The following is a 24109-nucleotide window of genomic DNA, read 5'->3' as shown; positions in this document are numbered from 1 at the left end:
CGCCCGTCAGGCCGCTTGCCCGACCTTCGCCAACGCTTCCACGCCGATGCGATCGCCGACCATGAATGAATACGCCTTGCCGAGTCCATCTTTGCGGCGTGGTTTGCGCAGGTCACGGTCGTCTTGTTGGTCGGTGCCGTGAAACGTCAACAACTTGGTGGTCGCGTCGGCCAGTTCGTCGGGGAGGCTGCCACGCAGCTCAACACTGGCTTCTTTGATCAATTCGACCGTTGACTTTTTCGGCTTTTGGGCGGCATGGGTGTCGTCTCATGACGCGGGTTAACGCAACGCTTTGAAACATGTATGATTCGTGCATGTTTGTAGGGATCGGCTTTCCCCCTGTCAACCTTGCGTGGTGCGAGAGCGGATCCGTCGTCGAACGGCCGAAAGCCTTGGCGGTTTGTCGATTGAATCAGCCGTTTGGCGCGAGCCTACTCGCCTCGGTGCGTTTCCTTGGTGGTCGAGGCCCGTACGCTCGCGCGAGACGGCTAATCGATACGTGTGATCCGCCCGCCCTCGCCCATCCCGTCCTGAACCTACCCGACCAACCCTGGCCGACCCCGATGATTCAAGCCGAACCACATGACACGTCCATCCTTGGTGCGCTCGCGCGGGAACGGATCCTGCTTCTTGATGGCGCGATGGGAACCATGATCCAACGCCTGGGATTGGACGAAGCGGCTGTGCGGGGTGAGCGTTTTGCCGATCACCACAAGGACCTCAAGAACTTTTCCGACATCCTTTGCCTGACGCATCCCGACAAGATCACCGAGATCCACCGGGCCTACTTTCAGGCCGGCAGCGACATCGTGGAAACGAACTCGTTCGGCGCTTCACCGGTTGGGATGGTCGAGTTTGGTCTGCCGCTTGACCTGGTCGATGAAATCAACCATGCAGCGGTCGCGTGCGCACGTGCCGCGGCCCAGGAGTGGACCGAACGCACACCCGACAAACCGCGTTTTGTGGCCGGTTCGATCGGACCGACGACCAAGCAATTGGCCATCAGCACCGAAGACGATCCGGCGTATCGCGGCACGACATTCCAGGAAATGGTGGACAGCTACCGGGCCCAGGTCGAATCGCTGGTTGCCGCCGGGGTCGACGTGCTGCTGCCCGAGACCGCGATCGACACCTTGAATTTGAAGGCGTGTTTGTTCGCGATCGCCGACTTTTTCAATGCCGGTGGTCGTCGGGTTCCCGTGATGGCCAGCGGCACCTTTGGCGATGGCGGACGGACCTTTGTCAGCGCACAAAGTGTCGAGGCCTTTTGGACGGCCATCAACCACTTTCCGTTGCTTTCGGTCGGCATGAATTGCGCACTCGGGCCCGACGTGATGCGGTCTCACATCGAAGAACTTGCCAAAGTTGCCGAAATCCCGATTTCCTGCCATCCCAACGCCGGATTGCCCAACGAAATGGGGGAATTTGATCTCGGCCCCAAGGCGATGGCGGACAAGGTGGGTGAATACGCCGACAACGGTTGGGTGAACATCCTGGGCGGTTGCTGCGGCACGACGCCCGACCATATCCGCGCGATGGCCGATCGCGTCAAAGGATGCCGGCCCAAGCAAGACTCACCCGGCCCGGTCTACACGCGATTGTCCGGTCAGATGCCGCTGGTGATGCGTCCCGAAGTGCCCTTCACGATGGTCGGTGAACGCACCAACGTGATGGGCAGCAAAAAGTTCGCCCGCCTGATCCGCGATGAAAAGTATGAAGAGGCCGTCGAGATCGCGCGCGAGCAAGTTGAAAACGGGGCCACCATCATCGACGTCAACTTTGACGAAGGGATGCTCGATGGTGTCGAAGCGATGACCCGCTTTCTGCGTTTGATCGCCGGAGATCACGTCGCCGCATCGGTTCCCGTGATGATCGACAGCAGCAAATGGGAGGTGATCGAAGCGGGGCTACGCAACGTGCAGGGCAAAGCGATCGTCAATTCGATCTCATTGAAGGACGGCGAAACCGAGTTCCTGCGCCGGGCGGCATTGGTGCGTCAATACGGTGCCGCCGCCGTGGTGATGGCCTTTGACGAACAGGGCCAGGCTGCCGACGAAGAAAGCAAGGTTCGGATCTGCAAACGGGCCTACGACCTGTTGACCGAAAAGCTGCACTTTCCCACCGAAGACATCATCTTCGACCCCAACATTTTGACGATCGCCACGGGGATGGACGAGCACAACAACTATGCCGTCGATTTCATCAACGCCGTGCGGCGAATCAAACAGGTGTGTCCCGGCGCGAAGACCAGCGGCGGTGTCAGCAACATCAGCTTCAGCTTTCGAGGCAACGATCCGGTCCGCGAAGCCATCCACAGCGCGTTCTTGTACCATGCCGTCGACGCCGGGCTGGACATGGGCATCGTCAACGCCGGTCAGTTGGAAATCTACGAGCAAATCCCCAAAGACTTGCTCGAACGCGTCGAAGACGTGCTGCTCAATCGCCGCCCGGACGCGACCGAGCGGATGCTGGAATTCGCCGAGACGGTCAAGGGCGATGGAAAGAAAAAGTCGGGGGAAGACTTGGCTTGGCGTGACGCCCCGGTGGCTCAACGGATGACCCACGCGTTGGTCAAGGGCATCGACAAATACATCGTCCAGGATACAGAGGACGCCCGCCAGCATTTTGATCGCTGCATCCAAGTGATCGAAGGCCCGTTGATGGATGGGATGAAGGTCGTCGGGGATCTGTTCGGCGCCGGCAAGATGTTTTTGCCCCAAGTCGTCAAATCGGCTCGCGTGATGAAGAAGGCCGTCGCCTACCTGGAACCCTTCATGGAGGAAGAGAAACGGTTGGCGGGAACATTGCACGAAGCGGCTCGCGGCAAGTTTCTGATCGCGACGGTCAAGGGTGACGTGCACGACATCGGCAAGAATATCGTTGGCGTCGTGTTGCAATGCAACAACTATGAAGTCATCGACTTGGGCGTGATGGTCTCCGCCGAAACGATTCTCCAGGAAGCGGCCAAGCAGAACGTCGACATGATCGGGCTGAGCGGCTTGATCACGCCGTCGCTGGATGAAATGACACACGTCGCTCGCGAGATGAAACGCACCGGGATGACGATGCCGCTGTTGATCGGTGGCGCGACGACCAGTGCCAAGCACACCGCCGTCAAAATCGCTCCGGCCTACGACGGTCCCGTAGTGCACGTGCTCGATGCCAGTCGCAGCGTGAACGTCGTCGAACGCTTGCTCAGCGACGGTCGTGACGCATTCGTCGCCGAGAATGTCTCGACGCAAAAGAAGCTGGCCGACAGCTTCCGCGATCGCAAGCAGAAACTCGTGCCCTATGCCGAAGCCCTGGAGAAACGATTCGTCACCGATTGGAATTCCATTCCCATCGATGCGCCGTCGTTCACCGGCACCCGCGTCCTGCGAGACATTCCGCTAGAACAGATTCGATCCTACATCGACTGGTCTCCGTTTTTCAGCACGTGGGAATTGAAGGGCAAGTTTCCTAAAATCTTTGATGACCAGGTGGTCGGGGCGCAAGCCCGAGAACTCTACGAGGACGCGAACCGTTTGATCGACGAGATCATCGGCGACCAGTCACTGACCGCCAACGCTGTTTACGGGTTTTGGCCAGCCGCTAGCGATGGCGACGACGTGATTCTGTTCACCGACTCGACTCGGAAGCATGAATTGACGCGGCTGCATTTCTTGCGACAACAGTGGGAACGCAAGGGGCAAAAGGACTTTCGCTCACTGGCCGACTACGTCGCACCGCGGGACTCTGGCCGCGAGGATTTCCTCGGTGGCTTCGCCGTCACCGCCGGCATCGGAGCGATGGAGTTGGCGATGAAATACAAAGCCGAACTCGATGATTACAAAGCGATCATGGTGCAAGCGGTTGCCGATCGATTCGCCGAGGCACTGGCCGAAATGCTGCATCAACGCGCCCGCCGCGACTGGGGGTTCGGCCAAACCGAAGGGCTTTCCCAGGAAGACTTGATCGCGGAAAAGTACCGCGGCATCCGACCTGCCGCCGGCTATCCAGCCTGCCCCGATCACACCGAAAAACGCACGCTGTTCGACTTGCTCCGCGCCGAGGAAAATGCCGGAATTGAGCTGACCAGCAGTTTCGCCATGACGCCCGGCGCCAGCGTCAGTGGCCTGTATTTCGGTCATCCCGAGGCGCGTTACTTCACCGTCGAGCGGATGACCCGAGACCAGATCGAGGCCTACGCCAAACGCAAACGCAAACCGATCGAAGAGATCGAACGCTGGCTGGGGCCGAATCTGGCCTACTGAGGCTCCGCGGCGTCAACTCAGGTTGACACGGAACCCCGCGTTGACGCGATTTCCGGCTCCGTTGCGTGGAAAGACTCATTGGTATGCGGAATGCTTCAATGGCAAAGACCTCGTGTCGCCAGGAAGGTGTTCCGTCTTTTCCCCAATGAAGTGGTCTCGATCATGTTCACGCACAACCCAGAGCATGCGGTTCCTCGTCAGCGCGACGACTCAACCGGTCACGGCGAACCTCACGTTGCCTCCACCTCTCTTGAAATGATGTTTGGGCAATTAGTGTTGATCGCCCTCTTCGCTCTCGCAATCGTGCTGCGCACGTTGTCTTAAAGGCGGGGCAAACATCGACGTCGGTCCTTCGCCGCGGTGCGCCCTCTGTCTCTTGGACTCTGTCCCTTGGACGCTGTCTCTTGGAATCTACCCTAACACACCATCATGACCTCTCGAATTGTTTCCGTCACCCGAACCGACTTACAACAACTACGCAAGCTTTTGCAAAGCGAGTTTGCGTGTGCGCTCAGTGGCGGCAGGTCTCATCTGGCGGATCTGGACAAGGCACTTGACTGCACCACCGTGGTCGAGCCGGAGGAAATGTCGCCGGACGTGGTGACGATGAACTCGACGGTCGAATTGCGCGACATGGATTCAAATGATGCGGAAACCTACACCTTGGTGTATCCGCACGAAGCATGCATTGCCGAAGGGAAACTCTCGATTCTGTCGCCGCTGGGCGCGGAGATTTTTGGACGCCGGATCGGCCAGAGCGTGACCTTGCCCCTGCTGAATCGAAAAACGCAAAAGCGAGTCGAACGAATTTATTTTCAACCCGAACGGGCCGGAGCGCTCCACTATTACTAGCTCAGCTTCAATCCGACAATCCCCGCGATGATTAACGCCATGCAGACGATGCGCATCGCGGAGACGGGTTCGGCAAACAACAGAATCCCTAACGTGGCCGTCCCGATCGCTCCGATGCCGGTCCAAATCGCATAGCCGGTGCCGATCGGAATTTCTTTCACCGCCAGTGCCAAGCAATAGAAACTGGCGACCATGGTCACGAGGGTCAGCACGCTCGGCCAAAATCGTGACCAGCCTTCGGTGTATTTCAAGCCGATCGCCCAACCGATTTCTAAACAGCCGGCGATCAGCAAATAGATCCATGCCATAACGGGATGAGGTTACCAGGTTGTCAAAACTTCTTCGGCCGCCGATCGTCCCCCGTGAGTCTCGCTGATCTTCACGAACATGATCTTGCCCGTATCATCAAGGACGATGGTGGTCGGGGAGGCGGTCTCATGGGGGGCGTTCCAACGCAATCCGTATGCATTGGTAAACGAGTGGTCGGGATCAAGCAACAACGTTAGCGGTTTGGGCGACGTCGTGCCATGCAGGAAATCGTCGGCATGCCGGTCGATTTGTCTTCATCAACTTATACCTCAGTCACGACAGATCGGGAAAGACGACGTTGCCATCGGGCAATGAACGTCGCCAATCTCACGCTGATTGCTAAATCAATGTCCTGTCCGCCAAAGATGGCGCATCGGTCGGCGCACCTCTTGCCGGTTCTGTCCCTCGAACCCTTCGTGTAGATTGACCACGCGGCCGGCGACACCCGCGCCGGGAATGAACAACGTCAGAGGCGTGCACGGCAACCACCGTTGGTTCAGACCATCAAGGACAACAGTTCGTCGACAGAGACGGTTGCGAAGGTCGTCGCGTAGTCCGACATGGCATAGGGAAGCACCAACTGTCCGTTGTGGATCACGCTGCCGCAACTGTAGACGACGTTCGGGACATAGCCTTCGCGTTCATTTTCGTTTGGCGTCAGCAGTGGCTCTTTCAAGCGACCGATCACACGTGACGGATCATCCAAGTCCAGCAGGATCACGCCGATGCAGTACTTGCGCATCGGCCCGACGCCATGCGTGAGCACCAGCCATCCCGCGTCCGTCTCGATGGGCGAACCACAATTCCCCATCTGCACAAACTCCCAAGGGTACGTGGGCTTCACGATCATCTGTTTGGTGTGCCAGAAATGCAGCATGTCGGAATACATCAAGAACAGATGCTCGCCGTCTTGCCGAGACACCATGGCATACCGGCCGTTAATCTTTCGCGGGAACATGGCCAGGCCCTTGTCGACGATAGCTGGACCATTGAGCGTGTGCATTTTGAAATGCAGGAAGTCTTGTGTCTCGAGTAATTGGGGCAACACCATTTTTCCGTCATACGCGGTGTAGGTCGCGTAGTAGCGCCAGTCCCCATTCTCTTCTTGAAATTGGACAAAGCGGGCATCTTCAACCCCATTGGTTTCGGTTGGGCCGAACGGGAAAATCAGGCGTTCGGACAGATCGTGTTGGGGCAGATAGGTGATTTCATAGTTTGACTTTGCGAGCATGACGACCTGTTCAACCGTTGTCGCCAATTCGCGGCGGCGGGCCCCATACGCACGCATGCCAAGATTCAGCGCGTTTTCCAGTTGGCTCAAATTGAATTCGTCCCCCAGGCCGGCAAACACCGAGTCTGTGAAGGGGCTCTCCAACGCGAGTTCGATCAACTTGCGAAGAAAGAGTTCTTTTTCATACAGAGCGTCGGGCACAAATTCGGGCGTCGTCACGTAACCGGTCGGTTCATCGATGGACAATCGGTTCTCCGCATCAATGACTCCTGATCGAAATGTGACAGATGAAATATGTCCTTCACCGACCGCGCGCAGACTCAGAACGAAACGTCGCGAACCGTCGGCAAGGTTGGACTGGTCGGGGTGCCACACGATCGATGGATTGAACAACGCCGCCGATTCCAACGCGTACTCTTGCGTGAAGTAGGCGCCGAGCAAGAGCTGACGGTTTTCACTCATCGGAGCGTCGGTCAACAGGTACCGACGGATGGCCTCGAAACGGCTCAGGAAGAATTCGCGCGGCCGTTGATGTCGTCCATGAAACTCCTTCAATACAAGATCCAATTGCGCATCGACTTGCTCTTCGGACAGCGTCGACACACGTGCGATGATCCGAAGTTTTCGGCCCGCATCGGGCATCTCGAACGGTCGCAACACGACCCGTCGGTTGTTGGGCGAAAGGACGATTCCTGTTCGTTTAACGAGCATAGGTGCTGCTTACGGGGGCGTGGTGGGGACGCTGCACAGTGGCGGCAGCGGGACGGGGCGTTCGCAATGTTGGCGATGATCCTTCGAGTCGTTGCATCTCAGCCAGTGAGAGCAGGAAAGCGAGCGTCGATTCCGCACCTTGGTTTTGATTGACCTGATGCTCCGCCAACCCGTCGTAGCAACCGCCCGTTGACGCGTTGTAGATCGGTAACCCGTGGTCGTTGCGTCCCAGGAACCAGTCAAATGCCAGGTGTGCTTGCTCGCGCCAGAATGGATCTTTGGCGACATCAAAGGCCTCGATCGCGGCGGACACCATCGCGTGGGCTTCGATCGGCTGTTGGTCATAGATTGCGGTCGGCACACCTTGGCGACAGAACCCGTTGCACCCGATCGGACGGAACCTGCCCTCGGGAGAGCGTTGTTTCTCGCATAACCAACGGAGTGATTCGATACCGATCTGCGTCACACGCGGATTCTCACCCCAACACCCACTGCGAATCAAAGCCTGGGAGAGCCGGGCGTTGTTGTAAGACGCGACATCTTCAAACCACGGCCAATCGTCTGTGGCGGTTCGGTCGTACAGGTCGACGAGTTTTTCGGTCAATCGTTGACCGGTCTGACTGACGGCGCGGTCACCGCTCATGCGACGCAGGTATTCGTGAATCCCCAGCAATGCCAGCGCCCAGGTGCGTGGCGAAGTGGTGTCTTCACAAGCGGGCAATGCCTTGGCAAACAAGTCCATCGCCCAGGTCTGAAAGCCCAGCCTTCGGGACCGACCGACACAAGTGCCCAGTGCCCAGACCGCGCGGCCTTGTGAATCGTCTGAACCGTCTCGTTCCAGCCAGCGCCGATCGAAGCTCATGAAGTTGCGAAAACGGCCGCTCGTTCGATCGAAGGCATAATTCAGAAACGCCGCGTACGTCGATGCCAAGGCGTGCAATTCTGGAGTGTCTTTGCCCAGTTCCTCGAGCAAGACCGTCAAGATGAACGCCCTTGCGTTGTCATCGGTGCAGTAGCCTTCATGATGGTTGGGAATGGAGTAACAGGCGTGCTGAATGATTCCGGCCGAATCACTCATGCGATGCAGGTGTTCCAGATTGATTCGCGGCAGATCCAGCGGCTGCTCATCCAATGTTCGCACCGCCAGGGGGCTGCGTTCGCTTCCGAAGTTCGCCTGAGCATCACGGAAAGATTGCAGATAGAGTTCCGCCACATGATCCCAGAGCATCTCGCGGCCCAAGAGGTGGGCTCGATCACGCATCGTCTGTCGCCGCTCGTCATCGCTTAGCAGAGCGATCACTTCTCGGCCAATGGCGTCCGGATCGGCAAACGGAACGAGTACTCCCCGGCCGTCGGCGAGCAATTCTTCGGCATGCCAATAGGGTGTCGAAATGACGGCTTGTCCGCAACCGAACGCATAGGCAAGCGTCCCCGAGACGGCTTGGGCCACGTTCAGATACGGCGTGATGTAAAGATCCGCGGCGCCGATGAAATTAGTCAACTCGTCCAGCTCGACAAATCGATTGTAAAAACTGACGTTCTTGGTGATCCCTAAGTCTTTTGCCATCCGCTCCAGGCTGATCCGATACTGTTCGCCTTCGCTGCGTTTCAAACTGGGATGTGTTGCCCCCAGAATCAAATAGATGAAATCGGGGAACTTCTTCGTGACCTCGGGAATCGCCTTCAGGACGTACTCGATGCCCTTGTTCGGAGAGAGCAGCCCAAACGTCAACGCGACCTGTTTGCCTGCCACGCCAAACTGTTCTTTGAATTCACTGGAATTTGCATACGGTGCGTCGGGAATGCCGTGGGCGATCAAATCGACCTTGCATTCGGGGACGGCATAGGTCTCACAGAGCGTTTCGCGACTTCGCTCCGTCATTACCACCAGCCGGGTGGAAAGCTTGGTCAGCTGATCCATGACCTGCCGCTGGGTGGCGTCGGGTTCGGACAAGACCGTGTGCAGTGTCGTGACGACCGGAATCCGTATGTCGCGCAAAAAAGTCAGAATGTGGCTTCCACCGGGGCCTCCGAAAATGCCGAATTCGTGTTGTAGCGAGACCACATCGACGTTGCTGAAGTTCAAGAAATCGGCGGCACAACGGTAGGCGTCAATCTCCTGTTCGGGAATTTGAAAACTCACTTCCGACCCATACTCGTAGCCTTCTGCAATGTCGTCCACAGGCACCACCACACAGGTTGCCGACGAAGCATCGGCAACCGCGCTTCGTAAATCGTGAGTGAACGTGGCAATGCCGCACTTGCGCGGCAGATAATCGCCGACAAAAGCGATTCTGGTGAGGGCCGAGTTGGCCATGGGAAACTCCTCGGGGGGCGGATGGCGAGATCACTGAAGTGATTTCAAAATATCCTGTTTGGAAAAATCGACGACGCCGATCGCAGTGTCGGCCGCGCCGTAGTAAACGCTCATTCGGTCATCGCTCTGGTCAAGACTTGCGGGGATCATGGCCGTCGGGAAGACGACGTTGGGTACGAAACCGTTTCGCTCGTACTCAGCCATAGGAGCCATCATCGGTTGGCCGGAGCGTGCCAGCACCCGGGACGGATCGTCTCGATCCAATAGCAATGCCCCGACCGAATATTCGCCGACGCGACCGTCGCGCTGAGTCCGTCGGCTGCCGTGATAAAGATGCAACCAACCTTCGTCGATCAACATCGGGGGCGTCCCGCCACCGACTCGATCGCCTTCCCAACATTGTTCTCCGCCACACAGGCTCTGGTGCTCACCCCAATGCAGCAAGTCAGGAGATCGGGCAATCCAAATTTGTGGCGGACTGAAATGTGAATTCGGGTTCGGGCGATGCAGGGCCACGTATTGTCCATCGACCTGTCGTGGAAACAGAACGACATCTTTATTTTCAGGACAAAAAATCAATCCGTGCCGTTTGAAGGTCAGCATGTCCTCGCTGGAAATCAGTGCGGTTGCCGCTCCCTGTCGCGAAACGGCCACGTACGTGATCCAATACGTCTGATCGATCTTCGTAATTCGTGCGTCTTCCATGCCGAATTCCTCGATCGCCATTTCCGGCAACAGTGCAGGTCCAGGCAACCAGCCATCGGAGCTTCCGTCTCGCTGGCGCAACACACGCAGAGACGAGACCGATGTCAGTCGCAACCGACCATTGGATTTGAGTTGACCGACGCGGGGATCGATTGCTCCGAAGTCCGCTTCACCCACCCAGTCGATGACACAGGTTCCGTCGGGTTCCCACCGCGGCAATCCCATCAGTCCGGGACGTTTCTCACGAGGCCTTTCTGCGACCCGCACGAGCATGACCACGTCATTTTCGATCCGGACGACACCCGGATTGAAGACACCGATCACTTCGAGATCAGCTCGCGACGGCGCCAGCTGAGCCGGGCAAAGCAGTCGCGATTGGGAAAGCCGTGGAATCATTGGACCTCCACGGATTGCTGAGACACGGGGCCCGGGGATTCGCTCGATGACGGGGCCACACCGAATGATGCCGTCAAGAGTTGGCGAACTTCCGCAGGGCTTCGACATTGAAGCGCGAGTTCGGCGAGCTGAGTCACCTGACAGCAGTCAATTCCGCGGATCGCCCGACGGGTTGCCGCGGCACGAATTGGCCCAAGGCTCAATTCACGGATACCGAGACCCACGAGCAGGCGGGCAAAGTCGGCGTCTGCCGCCTCTTCGCCGCAAACACAAACCGGCCGACTCCACTGTTGACTCGACTGGACGATTTGTTTGATCGCGCGCAGCACTGCCGGGTGCATCGCGGTGCAATCGTCCGTCCCCGCGGACAAATCACGATCGGCTGCCAACATATACTGAGTCAAATCGTTGGTGCCGATTGCGACAAAGTCTGCCAGCTCAAGGATCTCATCCAAGGCGAACAATGCCGCAGGTGTTTCAATCATGGCTCCAACGGGAGGTCGACGCAGCACGTCAAGTTGCTTCACGGCACGATCAACGGCCTCGATCGCCAACGAAAAATCGTGACTCCCAATCACCATCGGAAACAAGATCCGGACGTCCGCGGTCTGCGCGATGTGTACTATCGCCCGCAATTGAGCGTCAAGCAGATTCTTCTCCGACAATGAGAATCGCAGTCCGCGCAGATGCAGACTTGAGCGATTTCTCAGCCGATCCAATGACAGGAAGGGTGGAAGTTTTTCGCCGCCGAGATCGAAGGTTCGAATCACCATCGGCAAACCGGCCAACTGATTTGCCATTTCGCCATAGACTTCCAATTGCAAGTCGAAGCTCGGACGGGTGTAGGAGTCGATGAACAAGAACTCGGTACGAAACAGTCCGATGCCGGCCAAGTGATGTTCTGCGATCTGATCGACTTCGACCGGCAATCCGACGTTGCCCAGCAGTGAAATCTCGACGCCGTCCTGGGTCTTACACGGCTGTTCTTCCTCGGACGCCAGTGATGCAATGAGCCGCTCGTGCGCGAGCTGACGAACCGAGAACTCCGCCTTATCGGATTCCGATGGCTGAATCCCAACGGTTCCAGACAAGCCATCGACAAGCAACGTTTCGCCAGACGAAATCAGTTTGGTCACGTCCGTGATGCCCGAAATTGCCGGGATTCCCAAAGCCGCGGCGACGATCGCCGTGTGGCTGAACTTGCCTCCGTATTCGGAAACGATCGCGACCACACCGCTATTGACAAGCCCAACCGCTTCGGAAGGGAGCAGTTCGCGGGCCACGATCACGGATCCCGGTGGCACCAAATCAAAGCTGTACTGGATCCCCTCTGTCAAATTGCGAGTCATCCGCTGGCCGACGTCGCGGACGTCTTGTTCGCGTTGGCGAAGGTACTCGTTGTCAAGATTCTGCAAACGGCTGATCCAATCGCGGATGACTGAATCAAGCGCCAGTTCCACGTTGACGAGGTCGCATCCGATCTGCTGCTTCACGGTCGCCGCGATCTCAGCAGCCATCGTGGCATGTGCGGACAACAACGCCGCGGCGTCGACGAGCTGCGGGTCTCCGCCGACGACTTGCGTGGCAATCGTCAATTCACGATTGCACCGCTCTAATGCCTTATCGATTCGATCGCATTCAGACTGCACATCACCGTGGCGAATATCACGCTCCAACTCGCTCAGCAACGTTCGTTGAATTTCATAGTCGTAAACGACCGCAGTCCCCACGGCTAAACCGGGTGAAATGGGCCTCCCCTCCAATGATTTCATTCGTTTTTCCTGTTCGTTCTTCGAATGATGTGCTTCGACCGTTTTCTCGCTGCTTGCAACCTTCGCCAACGCGCTAGATGCGGGGGCGGATGCGGGCAAAACTCTTGATGTTTTTCCAGCAATGTTGCGACCATGAGAGGAGGTTGCCCCGCTCTTGAGGCAACTTCAATCCTGCGACAAACGCGTCAATTTTCTTCTCCGCCGTCGCTTTGTCGTCTCCGTATCGCTGTTCGAACAGCCTGACAAATGACTCTCGACCGCCAGAGATCATGGCGAGGTCATCGTTTGTGAACTTGCCCCACTTGAGCTTGATTTGCTGGCTGACGGACAGCCAATCGCGTGTCACTTGATCCCAATTCATCTGTGTTGCTCCTGATTTGTTTTTCTAAAACGAATGATTACGCTGTGCTTTGCGTTTCCACTGATTGGCTCGTCTCGTCCAAGCCTGGCGAAGCCTTCTCGACGCGGTACGCCTTTGCATCGCCATCGAGCGTCAGCCGGAACGAGACACTCACCTGATTCGCGTTTTGTTGCTGGGCTTGCAGGACGCAGTCCACGGTTGCCGCATTCAATGGAGATTGCTGCGGTCCGGTAGCATCGATCACGACCAGGTGGATGACATCGCTGGATTCGGTGATTTGGTTCTTCAGGTAGCCCTTCACCAATGGGTAGGGTGTTAATGCGAGTTTGCTGTTGGCGATAAACAGGTCATACGGTTGCTTGTCCGAGAACCCATAAATTGCCACGCACTGGGGACCTGAATCCGGGGCGATGAGTTTGGGTGCGAGACGTTGCTTGCCGTCGAGCAAGACATAGCACGGTGTGTTGGCTTGGAGCGCATTCATGATTGAAACCCTGTTCTGTCGTTTCTCGATTGGTCGTATTTTCGTCTTAGGCCCCACGGGACGTTGCCCACATGCGGGGCGAGACGACCCGGTAGGCGTACAGCAACAGGACGGCGCCACCGGTTGCAATCACCAAGCTGCGAACGTCAAAACCGGTCACGCTTCCAAAGCCAAACGCCGTTCCGATCATCCCGCCGACGATCGCACCCGCAATACCGATCAGCGTCGTAACGATGAGTCCACCAGGATCGGCCCCCGGCATGATCCACTTGGCGAGGATTCCGGCTAAAAGTCCCATTGCAATCCACAGTAGAATTCCCATGACAGCCTCCTAAAGGCGTTCGGAATAGCGTCATTCGATTTCGCGACCCGAGTCAAGGTTGACCGGGTCGGTGAATGACCAACATTCAATCAGTATTTCATCGTCAATCTGTTTCAGCTGAGTCTGAACGATCGTCTTGTGCCGGCGGATGGAAACCGTCGTCACCGGCGCGTTCCATCGATGCACGATCACCGCTTTTGCAGGCTTCGATTTCAGGGGTCAATAAATACACATGCACCATCGCACCGGACCGAAAGGTATGGGTGATCATGCCGGTACCCGCATCAAGTGCTGCGGTTGCTTCTCGCACATCCCGACCGGTGATTGTCTTGATCTTCTGTTGCATCGGGTCGGATGAACTGGCGAACAACTGACGATGAAACTCTTGGACCTGGGCGAGGCCCTGCGTCGTACGGACCAAGGCCTGCTCGGCCGGTGTGAGGGCACCTTCCATCGTCACGACCAAAGTGTTCTCGTTGAGGACCGCGCTGACGGACGTCGGGGCAACTCCCGTTCTGTTCTGCTGTAGCGTTTTCGCGATCAGGGCGATCGTTTGCGTCATGGTCGACGTGGCTTGATCCATGGTGTCTCTTCCTGTACCACGTGGACATGGTTGGTTTCAGGTATTCTGAAATTGAATCCTGCGCATAAAAAAAGCCGATGGGGTAGAACACACACGAAGGTGTTCTGCCACATCGGCTTACTTTTTAACGAGCCCTCTTGGAATCCCATTGGCTGGGGAATGCCAGATTGCTCTTTATCTTGTCGTCCGGATTGTTGAAGAGAGAAATCGGCTAAACCGTTCCCTCAACGAATTCATCCTACGCCGACTGATGGAAAAGACAAGGGCGTACCCCTGACTTTGCATCAGCCGTCCGGTTTCAGCTTGATGAAAACACCTTGAAAGACCAGAGGGCTCGCGCCCAATGCCACTTACTTTGGCACTGAATGAGTTAGCGGAACGGCGCGAGCCGTCCGGTTTGAACTTGAAAGACCGGAGGGCTCGCGCCCTGCCGCTAACAAAAGTCCCCTGTTTGACGTCAAAGTAAGTGGCATTGGGCTCGCCGCCCTACCGCAAATCAATGCCCCACAGCCTTGATGACCAGTGGTGATGTCAGATTTCTTCGGAAAACGATCCGCTGCGGCGTTGCCTGCCAGGAGTGTGGTAAATTGGCTACTCTCGCATCGTTTGACCGTACGTTCGCCAATGAGGTGATGAAAAACGGAGCGAGGTAGACAATTGATCGTTGAACTGGAACGGGTCGGTGAAAACACACGGAGAAATCGAAGCCGCCGTCTGCAAAGGGATGTCCCATTTCGAGCAGGAGTACATGGGGCGGGGGCCGAAGGACATTCGCGCCCATTTGATCGGCGATCTGCTCGTTGTTCGCTTGCAAGGTGTCTTGACCGCGGCCGAACAACATTTGGTGACCACGCTGCCGGCTGAAAAAGGGCGAGACCTGCTGAAGCAGGTTCGAACCCAATTGATCGAGACGGCGCGCCCAACCTTGGAGTTGGTGATTCACGAGATCACCGGCATCAAGCCGGTCAGCCTGCATCACGATATCAGTACGCATACCGGCGAAGAGATCGTCGTCTTCACCCTCGAACAGGCGCCCGCCTGTCGCGAGTCGAAAAGGAAATAGGGAAACAGCTTCGTCGATTTCCTCAAACAGGTCGCTGCTTCTCCAACTGCAACATGGCCTCGGCGAGTGCATTGCCGAAACGGATGAAGGTCTTGCCGCTTCCCAGGTAGTGGTATTCGGCGTTGGATGCGCAGCGATCCCAAGTGCGTTGCTCTTGCGCGGTTAATTCACCGTCGCCGAATCCGTACCGGTCGCATTCGGCTTGAAACTGCTCCGGCGTCATCTGACCCTGATTGACCCGCTGCTTCCAATTGCCGGTCAGCCGCCGTTTCCAGTAGATGTCGCTCAGCCCGAGTTCGTAATACGGTCCGCTGTCGACCGCGACGACGTTGCCACGATAGCGTGCCGCGACCTTCTGGTCGTATTGCTCGACGGCTGCGAATTGAGCCTTGCGAAAGTCACTGACCGGCAACCCTTTGTCAAATTTCCTACTGTCCGGGTCCGTGCCGTAGACTCCCAAGATGCCCACGATGAACGGCAGCGTCGGCGTATCGAATTCCTGGCGGACATCGCGGATGAAATGGATCATGTTCTCGGTGTATTGGTCGATGTGATGCCGATTGCACATGTCGTTCCAGCCCTGGAACCAGACGAAACCGGCAAGTTCATAGCCCTGGCTTGCATCGTACGTCGGCACCAACTTCGTGAGACCCTCGGTGTCCCGGAGCGTCGACTGCACGAACCGGATCATTTCGCGGTAGTAGTGTCCCACGCTTTCCACCTCGGGGACGTTGCCACGTTCTTTCTCGTTTGCACTGGGCTGGTAAGGTCCCGCGCCGGGCGGGCGGAAGTCCACGGCCAGTGACTTCCCGCCCCACGCGGTCTTGATGATCAACACCGGTTCGTCGATCGCCTGGTCGATGAAGATGCCAAAACCGTATTCGGGACCGATCCGCTGATCGTCAAACCCGTAGCCGATTTCCACTTTGCCTTGCCGCACCGTCTCCCCGTCGCGTCCGCCCGTCCGGTACGCGATCCAGGCGTTGTCGCACACGACCGGATCCCCATTTTGGTCTAGGATCACGTCCAGGAGTTCTGCGGCCGCCGGGTCATCCCGCATCGCCGAGAACGTGCTTTGATGGGCCGAGCCCTGCATGTTGGATTGCCCGGCCAGGATGTACACCTTCAACGGCCCGGCAGCCGAAACGGCATGGAAGGAGAACGCAGTGATCGCCGCCACGGTGAAAGCGACGATGAGTTTGATTCGACGACGGCTCATGATGATCCATTCGGTACGGAAGACGGGCGTGTGAACAAGTGCAGGCGAGCCACGGTGGTATCGGTGCCAAACTTACACCGGATCTAACCGAACAGATTCTTCAAACGTTCCTCCTCGGCCACTTTCAGCGGAAAGTTATCGCAGGAACGGTGCGTCGAGATTCCGGCGAAATCGCGGAGGGCGGAATGGATGTGTTCCGGACGGACTCGGATTCCCGCCTGTTTGTCCGTGGCAAGCGTCTCAGGGTTGATGGGGACCAGGAATTGTTCTTCGTCCGTCGCACCAATCACGCGGTTTCCCTGAATCCCTGCCCCCATAAACATGATCGAACCGATCGACCAGTGGTCTTTTCCGTTGCCCTTGTTGTACGTTGGCGTCCGTCCCATTTCGCTCTGCATGACCACCACCAGTTTTTCGCGGATCTTCCATTGTTCCGCCTTGGTGATCAGGTAGTCGACGCCCGCGAGCAATTCGGGGATCAGTTTCATTTGGTCGGTATCGTTGTTGGCATGACTGTCGAACTGGCCGATGGACAGATTGGCCGACACGCAAATGCCGGCTCGGAAAGATGCCAAAGCGATATCCACCTGTCGCGACAGCCTTTCTTTCGGTGACGATTTTGGAATGAATGGCGTTACACGTTGGAGTGCTCTTGAGTTCAACTGCGCCGCATACAGCATGCTTTGGGATCGTTCCACACGCGGCAGACGATTGGATTCAATCCGGGCCTGCATTTGTGCTTCCAGCGCTCGCTCGATGCGGTCGCTGACGAAGTCGTCGTGATAGGAATGCCGGGTACTTCCGTCGACACCGTCGGCGTTGGCCAGTCGATTGAGCGAATTCAGGTACGGCACGCGCGACAGGGGCACCAAGTTTCCCGTCGCCGAATAGTTTCCGAACGTCAGGAACGCCAGTGGAACATCGGGGCCGTTGCACGCCGCAACGAGGGCTGCAAACGTCGGGTAGGCTAGACTGTCCAGTTTGCCCGTCGCCATGTAGCGCGAGCAGGGTGAATGGTTGTTGACCGAATAGTCCAGGCCGTTGATCACCAGCAGTTCCTTGCCGTATTTCGCGAAAAACGTCTCGTTGCTGATGCCCGCTTCAATCTGCTTCGCGTTGGGCGCGAAGCGATGGTTTCCCTCGGTCAGGATGTCGCCGTGTTTGTACAGACGATTGATTTCGTTGATGCCTTTGGGGTCCATCAGGTACGTCGTGTCCCAACCGCCCGACGCATTGAACACGATGTAGTAGGGACCGTCGTATGAGGGAAGCTCGCGATCGGCTTCATCGGCACTTGCGGTCGCCGAAGCGGCAACCGGCGTTGAGAAACCCAGTCCGGCGGCGGCACAAAGTTGTAGAAAGTTACGACGGCGCATCAAGACACCTTATTCATAGAGAAACTCGTGCTGTCGAAGCACGTAGGTGACTACGGCTCGCCAAGCACGAATGGTGTAGTGTGGATCCGGATCGCGGGGCGTAACCTCTCGCTGAGACTGGCAAAAATAACTTTCGGTCGGATCGATTTCCGGACGCGACTTTGCATCGCTGACGATTCCCGCGAACAGATCGAACGTGCGTTGCACCTCGGGATCGTCCGGGGCGTCGTTCCGGCCCAGGATCAACGCGTGAAGATGGACGATCGCTTGGTGAATCCGCCGGTCCCCCTCGTCGCTTCCTCCCGGGACCACGTCGATTTCGATGCCGGGAAACAAGCGCCGTTCTTCGGCAGGCAGCGAGAAGTCGGCGGCGACGTGTCGACAGGCAAGGTCGTTCGCCAAAATGCGTTGTATCGCTCCCATCGCGCCGCTGGGATCGGTGATCCGCTCGGTCACCTCTTGAGAATCAATTCCGCCGTACAAGATGTTCAACTGCGCTTCACGATCGGTTAAACGTCCCCATTTTTTGCCGAAGATCGCCATCAACTTTCGCTCCAACTGTTCGGGAGTCAGCAAACGGACCAGTCCAACGTCGTCCAGTTCGACCCGACGTCGTGGGTCGTCTTCCTCAGTCGCCAGGCCATCGGCTCGATAGAAATCCGAGTGAATCCATTCCTTGAAGGCGACTTTCAGATTGAAATCCGCCTCGATGAAGCGATCTGCGATCCGTTCGATTTCGTTTCGTTGGACTCGATAGGCGCGATGCTTCGCCGAATACATCGGGTCGTCAATGTCCTCCGGCGGCGACAGGGGCTGACGTCCCGACAAGATGTACCAGACGTGTTCAACCATGGCGGTGGCGAATCGCGGATCACGGGCCGTTCGCTGACCCAACCACTGCAACGCACGCCAGCGTTCTTCCGGCGGCAACGCTTCCTGACCCCATCCCGGCACGAACATGTCTTCGTACCAGCCCTCTTTGCGTGGCCCATAGACCCCTTTGGCGTCGACGACGTAATAATCCTGAAACAGACCCGCGACCGGGTCCATGATCTTGTGGCACACGACACAATCAGACGCCTGCATTGTCGGCACGTCGTACTCGGCCGTGATCGCTGCGGCATCGCTCGTCCGCGGAGCCAACTCCAACAGGTCGACACCCAAGAAGTGCTGGAAAAACATCCGCACGCGCAGCCGATTTCGATTGGTTTCGGTCGTCGGATAACGCATCAGGTATTGGAACGAACTGAGCAGACCGGAGTGGGGATAAAAGCCGGTTTTCGATTCCTGGACCTTGCCGTTTCGAGACGTCAGTGCGGGGATTTTCGTGGGGACGAATTCGAACGGATCATCGGTGTCCTTGAATTTGCCCCGGACCTGTTCAAAAACGCCATAGCCCCTGGACGTGTAGGGAGACACCATTGTGTAGTCGGCGGTGACGATTTCCGTGAACGGCCGGTCGTTGCCGACGATGTATCGAATCAATTCCAGCGGCTCACGAAGCATCGCTTCGCGATAATCGCGGACCAATTTCGTGTACGCGATCATCTCCGGGTGTGAGTACTTGAGTTTTTCATCCGATTTGCGATCGCGGTTCGGGTCGAGTTCCTGATACCACAATCGCGATTTGAAGTGCTCGTACGAGAGCGCTCCTTCGGCGACCCCGTCGTACCCTCGCGTCAACAGAATATCATTGAAGGCTTCTTGGAGACGTTCGTAGAACGCGTCTTCGCGCATGACGTCGTCCAGGATGGGGCTTAAGGCTGACAGCCCTTCGGTTTCAACCTTGGAAAGCTCTTCGTGCGAAGGAAGGCGGCCGACCAAGGACAAGGTCACGCGACGCAACAATTGCCGAGGCGGCATCATCACCAATCCGTCAAAAAACGGAACCGGATCGTCGTCGACTTCGGACGGCAGTGGATCGGGTTTCCCATTGAGGCGACGAACGAATCGCTGTAAGACTCGATAACCGGTCGAGCCCGCTTGCAGGACTTCTCCGCCGCCGTGATCCAGGCCGCCGACCACCTTTTGCAACAGGCGTGATTCGCCATCGACGTCAGCTTCGAGTTGGTCTTCGAATGCAAGGCGATTCTTACGAAGGACGGCATCGCGCCGAGTGCGATCCCGATCGGGGTCCTGCAGCACAAAGGCACTCTCGGATGCATCGCCAGAGGCGTTGTGGCATTTCAAGCAAGTTCGTTTGCCGACTTTTTCCCAGACTTCGTCGGCGAACCATCGATCGGCAACGAAACACGCCGGTCCGTCTTGGTCGGTCGCAGCGACACATGAAGTGATCCCTACCGTGAACCGCAACGTGGCAATCATTGTGCCGATCAACAGCATCCTGAAAAACACGGGAGCGGGAAGAAATGGTTTCATTCGAACACCTGTCTGTGCAATCGCCGACACCTACACCCCGATACTAGGATAATCATTCAAGTCCGGTCATCGTGCCGCTGCCGGTCCCGAACGTGTCGGTTTCCATGCCCAGTCGTTGCAGCATGGAGACAAACAGGTTGGGCAGTGGGTAATTGTTGTCGCGGTCAAACGCCAAGTGTTGTCCGTGGCGGAATCCACCGCCGGCAAGCAGCATCGGCATGTTCTTTGTATCGTGGCTGCTGGCGTTTCCCAAGTTCGAACCGAACAGCACCATCGTCGAATCGAGCAGCGATGCTTCCTCCTCCGTACTCTCCTGCAGTTTCTTCAGGAAACCTCGGAGCTCCTGGATCAGTGCAGATTCGACAAGCGTTAGCTGAGCGATTTTGTCCGGGTCTTTGCCATGATGCGACAGGTTGTGATAGTCGGCGTCGACACCGGGAATCACGGGGACCGCGTTCATTCCGGAAATGTTGTACGTCAGGAAACGCGTCGAATCAGTCTCCAGTGCCAGGTGCATGACGTCGTACATCAGCCGCATGCATTCCACAATCCTTTTGCTGTCCGGTTCGTCGCGCGGCGGTTTTGCATCAACGTGTGGCTTGGGCTTTTGTTCCCAGGCTTCGGCTTTGGCCAAACGCAGCTCGGCTTCCCGAACGGCTTCGAAATACTGGTCTAATTTCTCGCGGTCGCGACCGGTCAGGTTTCTCTGCAGGCGTTTGGTTTTGTCCATCACGACGTCCAGAACACTTTGGCCATCTTGCAATCGTTGCATCTGCCTGGCTTGCTCGTCTGCTTTTCCGGCGAGAAACAGTTTTCGAAAGACGAACGACGGTCGTGTCAGCGTCGGGATTTCAACACCGCTCCGCGACCACGACAGTCCCGGACCGGAACTGCTCAATGAAAGCGACGCGAAACGTGTTTCACTGCCGAACTGGGCCGCAGCCAATTGGTCCAACGAAATCGTGTTGCGAAATCCCGCGCTGTTGGGATGGGGCGCGCAGGTCAGGTAGGACTTGTAGGACGAGTGTCCGCCGCCGACTTCGGGATGCGACACGCCCGAGATCACGGTGAAATGATCTCGAAACTCGGCCAACAACTTCAAGTAGGTTGGCAACTGATAGTCTCGCCCCGATTGCTGCGGAATCATGTTGGGGGCGTGCAGGCCAAGCCCGACGTCGATCGCAACGATCCGCCGTCGCGGACGTTTGGCCGCAGCGGCGGAGGTCGTGGATTCGAAAAACGGCAGTGCCAAGGCCACGCCGCAGCCGCGCAGGATCGTACGGCGATTGGGTTGTGTCATGGTTTTTGAAAGGTGGGGTGTTGCACGATGGCATGGATCAGCGAACGGAAACCGTAGTTCTGGCGGCGTGCTTGACCGACGATGTCTTCGACCGAGCGGCGGTCGGCAAATCCTATCTTACGCCCCAGCGCGTACGTCATCACTTTGCCGGCCAGATTTCGGGCCAGCTGATCGGGGTTCGCGGCCAGGATCCGCTTGAAGTCGTCGACGCTTTGGATTGTTTGCCCATCCGGCATCTGCGCTGTCGCATCCACGGGCAATCCGATCCGGTACCGCACCCAGGCATAGGTGAACGGCGCTTGCTTCAGATTCGGTCGTTGCGCGTCCGGTGACATCGTTCGGTACTGATCGCGATAACCGCCGATCGGATCAAAACACTCCAGTGCGAAGCCGGGAGGGTCGATCTGGCGATGACAGGCGGCACACGATTGAACGTCGCGATGTTTGGCCAACTGTTCGCCAATGGTCGTCGCGCCACGGATATCCGGTTCGATCGATCCGACATTGTCCGGCGGTGGCGGCGTCGGCTGACCCAAGATGTTTTCCAAAATCCAGGCACCACGCAGCACCGGCGAGGTGTACGTTCCGTTGGCGGTCACCTTTAGCACACTGGCCTGCGTTAGTAATCCACCGCGTGGACTGTCCGGTGGCAGCTGGACTTTGCGAAACGTCTGACCATCGACACCCTCGATGCCATAGTGATTGGCAAGCCGTCCATTGAGAAAGCTGAATTGCGAATCCACAAAGTTCACGAGGCTGAGATCGTTCGTCAGGATTTCGTCGAAAAACCGTTCCGTCTCCTGCACCATCGAGATCCGCAACAGTTCGTCAAACTCCGGGTACAGATTCGCGTCCGGCTCGGTGAAATCAATCTCGCGTAGATCAAGCCATTGTCCGGTGAAATTCTTGGTAAAGGACGACGCCTTGGGCGATGCCAGCAGCCGTTCGACCTGTTGCGCGAGCACGTCGCTCTGCCGCAGTGAACCGTCGTCGGCGAGTCTCATCAATTCGTCATCCGGCATCGTACTCCACAAAAAGTACGACAACCGTGCTGCCAACGCGTGCGGGCTGATCTGCGATGTGCCCGGTTCATTGAGAAACAAAAAGTCGGGCGAGCAGAGGACGGCTTTCAAACTGACCCGCAATGCGGATTCAAAAGACCGACCGTCGGCGAGAGCCGACGAGAATAAATCCAAGTAGGCATCCGCTTCGGTCGGCTCGACCGGGCGTCGAAACGCGAGCGGCAACAACCGCTGCAAGATCTGTTCTGCATCGTCTCGCCCGGCCGATTCAAGATCGAGATCGCCGAGCAATCGGACGCGTCCCGGCGGCGGCCATTCGTCCAGGGGACCTTCGATCACGATGTCGCCGATTTCGATTCCCGGTTCGGGCCAGGTGTCGGCGTCTTTTCGCGTGTCGCGCGTGCCGTAACATTTGGGCTGAAAGGTGCCTCCGTCTTCCACCAAACGATCGGTGAATTCGATGGTCGTCCACTGTCCGGGCGCGACGTCATAGTACCCCACCAGGTGACGTTCAGCGCGATTGACAATTGTATCGCCACCATAGATTCGCAACGTGACCGGTTGGTCACTCTGTACCGCCCGGACCCGCATGGTGCCGCGATAGGTTCCCGCGGGGGCACGCAAACGCGCGAAGTTCACCAGGTTTGTGGGGCAATAGCCCGACTGGAAAATCACCAAGCCGTCGTCGGTGCGGCGAAACATCTTGCCGATTTGGTTCTCCAATTGCGGACGGCCCCGCCAGTCCACTTGTTCGAGCAGGTTCGTTTCGTGGCGAATCCGCTTGGGTGGAGCACTGCTGCCAAACACGGCATCGAGCACTTGATCGGCGGCTTCCAAGTAGGCGGCCATCGCTTCGGCGGAAACCGCCAGGCCTTCGCCCACGGTGTCGAATCCGCCGGTCGAGGAATCGTCGGGCAATCCATTCACCGTGACTTGGATTTGAAACAGATCAGACACGGTGTTTTGGTATTCGTGACGATTCAAACGCCGCAGCACCACGTCGCTGCGGCGGGATTCGGCCGCGACCAATTCATTCGCCAGCGCAGTGGTGAAGGCGGCCGACTCGCGAGCATCCGGTGTCGCTTCATCGGCCGGTGGCATTTCGCCGGCAACGACGCGATCGTGAACGCGAATCCAGCGCCGCGCCGTTTCTTCGCTGGAAAGATCAAAGTCCAACCGGTCGAAGCTGAAATCGCCCTCGGGGGATTCGCCGCTGTGGCAACCGACGCAATGGGCTTCGGTGAACGCGGCCCATTGGGTCGGTGTTTCGGCCCGCCCCGCGGCGTCGGTGATCGACAGGCCCGAAACCATGGCAATAATTAACAGTATTCGTCTCATAATTGCCAATTCTAACGCCTTGTACGGTGCCCTGCGCGTCGCTCGGTTCTGATCAAAGGGGGCGCGTCATAGCCAAGGCCGGTGTCATCGCCTGATGCCGAGGATTGAATGTGCGT

Annotated in this window: 20 protein-coding genes; 4 read left to right on the top strand and 16 right to left on the bottom strand. The window is 57.4% G+C overall.

Annotation, left to right across the window (positions count from 1 at the left end; all coding sequences use genetic code 11):
• Positions 1-6: 6 nt before the first annotated feature.
• Complete coding sequence (locus TBK1r_RS16550; RefSeq protein WP_419581419.1) at positions 7-222, bottom strand: hypothetical protein; 216 nt, start codon at positions 220-222, stop codon at positions 7-9.
• Positions 223-563: 341 nt separating this feature from the next.
• Here TBK1r_RS16550 and metH point away from each other — a divergent pair, with 341 nt between their 5' ends.
• The 3 genes from metH (at position 564) to TBK1r_RS16535 (ending at position 5105) form a co-directional block, all read left to right on the top strand.
• A complete protein-coding gene (gene metH / locus TBK1r_RS16545; protein WP_145212781.1) occupies positions 564-4253 on the top strand; it encodes a methionine synthase in 3690 nt (1229 codons plus the stop codon).
• Positions 4254-4343: 90 nt separating this feature from the next.
• Entirely contained in the window at positions 4344-4577 is a 234-nt protein-coding gene (locus TBK1r_RS16540; protein ID WP_145212778.1) for a hypothetical protein, read from the top strand.
• Positions 4578-4682: 105 nt separating this feature from the next.
• Positions 4683-5105 carry a GreA/GreB family elongation factor gene (locus TBK1r_RS16535; protein ID WP_145212775.1) on the top strand — a complete coding sequence of 141 codons (423 nt, stop codon included), beginning with the start codon at positions 4683-4685 and terminating at the stop codon, positions 5103-5105.
• Here TBK1r_RS16535 and sugE read toward each other — a convergent pair.
• From sugE to TBK1r_RS16485, 10 genes are all read right to left on the bottom strand, one after another.
• Positions 5102-5413 carry a quaternary ammonium compound efflux SMR transporter SugE gene (gene sugE, locus TBK1r_RS16530; protein ID WP_145212772.1) on the bottom strand — a complete coding sequence of 104 codons (312 nt, stop codon included), beginning with the start codon at positions 5411-5413 and terminating at the stop codon, positions 5102-5104. The genes TBK1r_RS16535 and sugE overlap by 4 nt on opposite strands.
• Before the next feature lie 12 nt (positions 5414-5425).
• Positions 5426-5605 carry a redoxin family protein gene (locus TBK1r_RS16525; protein ID WP_419581418.1) on the bottom strand — a complete coding sequence of 60 codons (180 nt, stop codon included), beginning with the start codon at positions 5603-5605 and terminating at the stop codon, positions 5426-5428.
• A 305-nt stretch (positions 5606-5910) separates the two neighbouring features.
• Positions 5911-7356: a glycoside hydrolase family 130 protein gene (locus TBK1r_RS16520; protein WP_145212769.1), complete on the bottom strand. Its 1446-nt coding sequence runs from the start codon at positions 7354-7356 to the stop codon at positions 5911-5913.
• Positions 7346-9673 carry a glycosyltransferase family 4 protein gene (locus TBK1r_RS16515; RefSeq protein ID WP_145212766.1) on the bottom strand — a complete coding sequence of 776 codons (2328 nt, stop codon included), beginning with the start codon at positions 9671-9673 and terminating at the stop codon, positions 7346-7348. The genes TBK1r_RS16520 and TBK1r_RS16515 overlap by 11 nt, the downstream gene beginning before the upstream one ends.
• Positions 9674-9703: 30 nt before the next feature.
• Positions 9704-10774, bottom strand: a complete 1071-nt coding sequence (locus tag TBK1r_RS16510) for a glycoside hydrolase family 130 protein (protein WP_145212763.1) — start codon at positions 10772-10774, stop codon at positions 9704-9706.
• Positions 10771-12546: a phosphoenolpyruvate--protein phosphotransferase gene (ptsP, locus tag TBK1r_RS16505; RefSeq protein WP_145212760.1), complete on the bottom strand. Its 1776-nt coding sequence runs from the start codon at positions 12544-12546 to the stop codon at positions 10771-10773. Before ptsP ends, TBK1r_RS16510 begins: the two co-directional genes overlap by 4 nt.
• 73 nt (positions 12547-12619) lie before the next feature.
• The gene (locus TBK1r_RS38600) at positions 12620-12907 is read right to left on the bottom strand and encodes a CsbD family protein (RefSeq protein WP_419581417.1); all 288 of its coding nucleotides are present in this window, start codon (positions 12905-12907) and stop codon (positions 12620-12622) included.
• 37 nt (positions 12908-12944) lie between these two features.
• Positions 12945-13391, bottom strand: coding sequence for a hypothetical protein (locus TBK1r_RS16495; protein WP_145212757.1), 447 nt, complete (start codon positions 13389-13391; stop codon positions 12945-12947).
• A gap of 46 nt (positions 13392-13437) precedes the next feature.
• Positions 13438-13713, bottom strand: coding sequence for a GlsB/YeaQ/YmgE family stress response membrane protein (locus tag TBK1r_RS16490; RefSeq protein WP_145212754.1), 276 nt, complete (start codon positions 13711-13713; stop codon positions 13438-13440).
• Positions 13714-13816: 103 nt separating this feature from the next.
• Positions 13817-14296: a Na-translocating system protein MpsC family protein gene (locus tag TBK1r_RS16485; protein ID WP_145212751.1), complete on the bottom strand. Its 480-nt coding sequence runs from the start codon at positions 14294-14296 to the stop codon at positions 13817-13819.
• Positions 14297-14978: 682 nt separating this feature from the next.
• Here TBK1r_RS16485 and TBK1r_RS16480 point away from each other — a divergent pair.
• Complete coding sequence (locus TBK1r_RS16480) at positions 14979-15359, top strand: Na-translocating system protein MpsC family protein (protein WP_095741932.1); 381 nt, start codon at positions 14979-14981, stop codon at positions 15357-15359.
• A gap of 22 nt (positions 15360-15381) precedes the next feature.
• On the opposite strand, the gene TBK1r_RS16475 is transcribed toward TBK1r_RS16480, so the two are convergent.
• From TBK1r_RS16475 to TBK1r_RS16455, 5 genes are all read right to left on the bottom strand, one after another.
• Positions 15382-16578, bottom strand: a complete 1197-nt coding sequence (locus TBK1r_RS16475) for a sialate O-acetylesterase (RefSeq protein WP_145212748.1) — start codon at positions 16576-16578, stop codon at positions 15382-15384.
• Positions 16579-16661: 83 nt separating this feature from the next.
• Positions 16662-17954, bottom strand: coding sequence for a DUF1501 domain-containing protein (locus tag TBK1r_RS16470; RefSeq protein WP_145212745.1), 1293 nt, complete (start codon positions 17952-17954; stop codon positions 16662-16664).
• A gap of 9 nt (positions 17955-17963) precedes the next feature.
• Entirely contained in the window at positions 17964-20333 is a 2370-nt protein-coding gene (locus TBK1r_RS16465) for a hypothetical protein (RefSeq protein ID WP_419581416.1), read from the bottom strand.
• 52 nt (positions 20334-20385) lie between these two features.
• Positions 20386-21633 (bottom strand): DUF1552 domain-containing protein, encoded by a 1248-nt coding sequence (locus tag TBK1r_RS16460; protein WP_145212742.1) that lies wholly within the window; start codon positions 21631-21633, stop codon positions 20386-20388.
• Positions 21630-23993, bottom strand: coding sequence for a DUF1592 domain-containing protein (locus TBK1r_RS16455; RefSeq protein WP_145212739.1), 2364 nt, complete (start codon positions 23991-23993; stop codon positions 21630-21632). The genes TBK1r_RS16460 and TBK1r_RS16455 overlap by 4 nt, the downstream gene beginning before the upstream one ends.
• Positions 23994-24109 lie beyond the last annotated feature (116 nt).

The sequence above is a fragment of the Stieleria magnilauensis genome (assembly GCA_007753675.1).
GTDB classification, from domain to species: domain Bacteria; phylum Planctomycetota; class Planctomycetia; order Pirellulales; family Pirellulaceae; genus Stieleria; species Stieleria magnilauensis.
Note: the sequence above shows the minus strand (reverse complement) of the source record. Positions and strands in the feature narration are given on the sequence as shown.

Excerpts from the sequence above, each read along its gene's own strand:
- metH (WP_145212781.1), top strand. The coding sequence starts at position 564 with ATGATTCAAGCCGAACCACATGACACGTCCATCCTTGGTGCGCTCGCG.
- TBK1r_RS16540 (WP_145212778.1), top strand. The coding sequence starts at position 4,344 with ATGCTTCAATGGCAAAGACCTCGTGTCGCCAGGAAGGTGTTCCGTCTT.
- TBK1r_RS16535 (WP_145212775.1), top strand. The coding sequence starts at position 4,683 with ATGACCTCTCGAATTGTTTCCGTCACCCGAACCGACTTACAACAACTA.
- sugE (WP_145212772.1), bottom strand. The coding sequence starts at position 5,413 with ATGGCATGGATCTATTTGCTGATCGCCGGCTGTTTAGAAATCGGTTGG.
- TBK1r_RS16520 (WP_145212769.1), bottom strand. The coding sequence starts at position 7,356 with ATGCTCGTTAAACGAACAGGAATCGTCCTTTCGCCCAACAACCGACGG.
- TBK1r_RS16515 (WP_145212766.1), bottom strand. The coding sequence starts at position 9,673 with ATGGCCAACTCGGCCCTCACCAGAATCGCTTTTGTCGGCGATTATCTG.
- TBK1r_RS16510 (WP_145212763.1), bottom strand. The coding sequence starts at position 10,774 with ATGATTCCACGGCTTTCCCAATCGCGACTGCTTTGCCCGGCTCAGCTG.
- ptsP (WP_145212760.1), bottom strand. The coding sequence starts at position 12,546 with ATGAAATCATTGGAGGGGAGGCCCATTTCACCCGGTTTAGCCGTGGGG.
- TBK1r_RS38600 (WP_419581417.1), bottom strand. The coding sequence starts at position 12,907 with ATGAATTGGGATCAAGTGACACGCGATTGGCTGTCCGTCAGCCAGCAA.
- TBK1r_RS16495 (WP_145212757.1), bottom strand. The coding sequence starts at position 13,391 with ATGAATGCGCTCCAAGCCAACACACCGTGCTATGTCTTGCTCGACGGC.
- TBK1r_RS16490 (WP_145212754.1), bottom strand. The coding sequence starts at position 13,713 with ATGGGAATTCTACTGTGGATTGCAATGGGACTTTTAGCCGGAATCCTC.
- TBK1r_RS16485 (WP_145212751.1), bottom strand. The coding sequence starts at position 14,296 with ATGGATCAAGCCACGTCGACCATGACGCAAACGATCGCCCTGATCGCG.
- TBK1r_RS16475 (WP_145212748.1), bottom strand. The coding sequence starts at position 16,578 with ATGAGCCGTCGTCGAATCAAACTCATCGTCGCTTTCACCGTGGCGGCG.
- TBK1r_RS16470 (WP_145212745.1), bottom strand. The coding sequence starts at position 17,954 with ATGCGCCGTCGTAACTTTCTACAACTTTGTGCCGCCGCCGGACTGGGT.
- TBK1r_RS16465 (WP_419581416.1), bottom strand. The coding sequence starts at position 20,333 with ATGAAACCATTTCTTCCCGCTCCCGTGTTTTTCAGGATGCTGTTGATC.
- TBK1r_RS16460 (WP_145212742.1), bottom strand. The coding sequence starts at position 21,633 with ATGACACAACCCAATCGCCGTACGATCCTGCGCGGCTGCGGCGTGGCC.
- TBK1r_RS16455 (WP_145212739.1), bottom strand. The coding sequence starts at position 23,993 with ATGAGACGAATACTGTTAATTATTGCCATGGTTTCGGGCCTGTCGATC.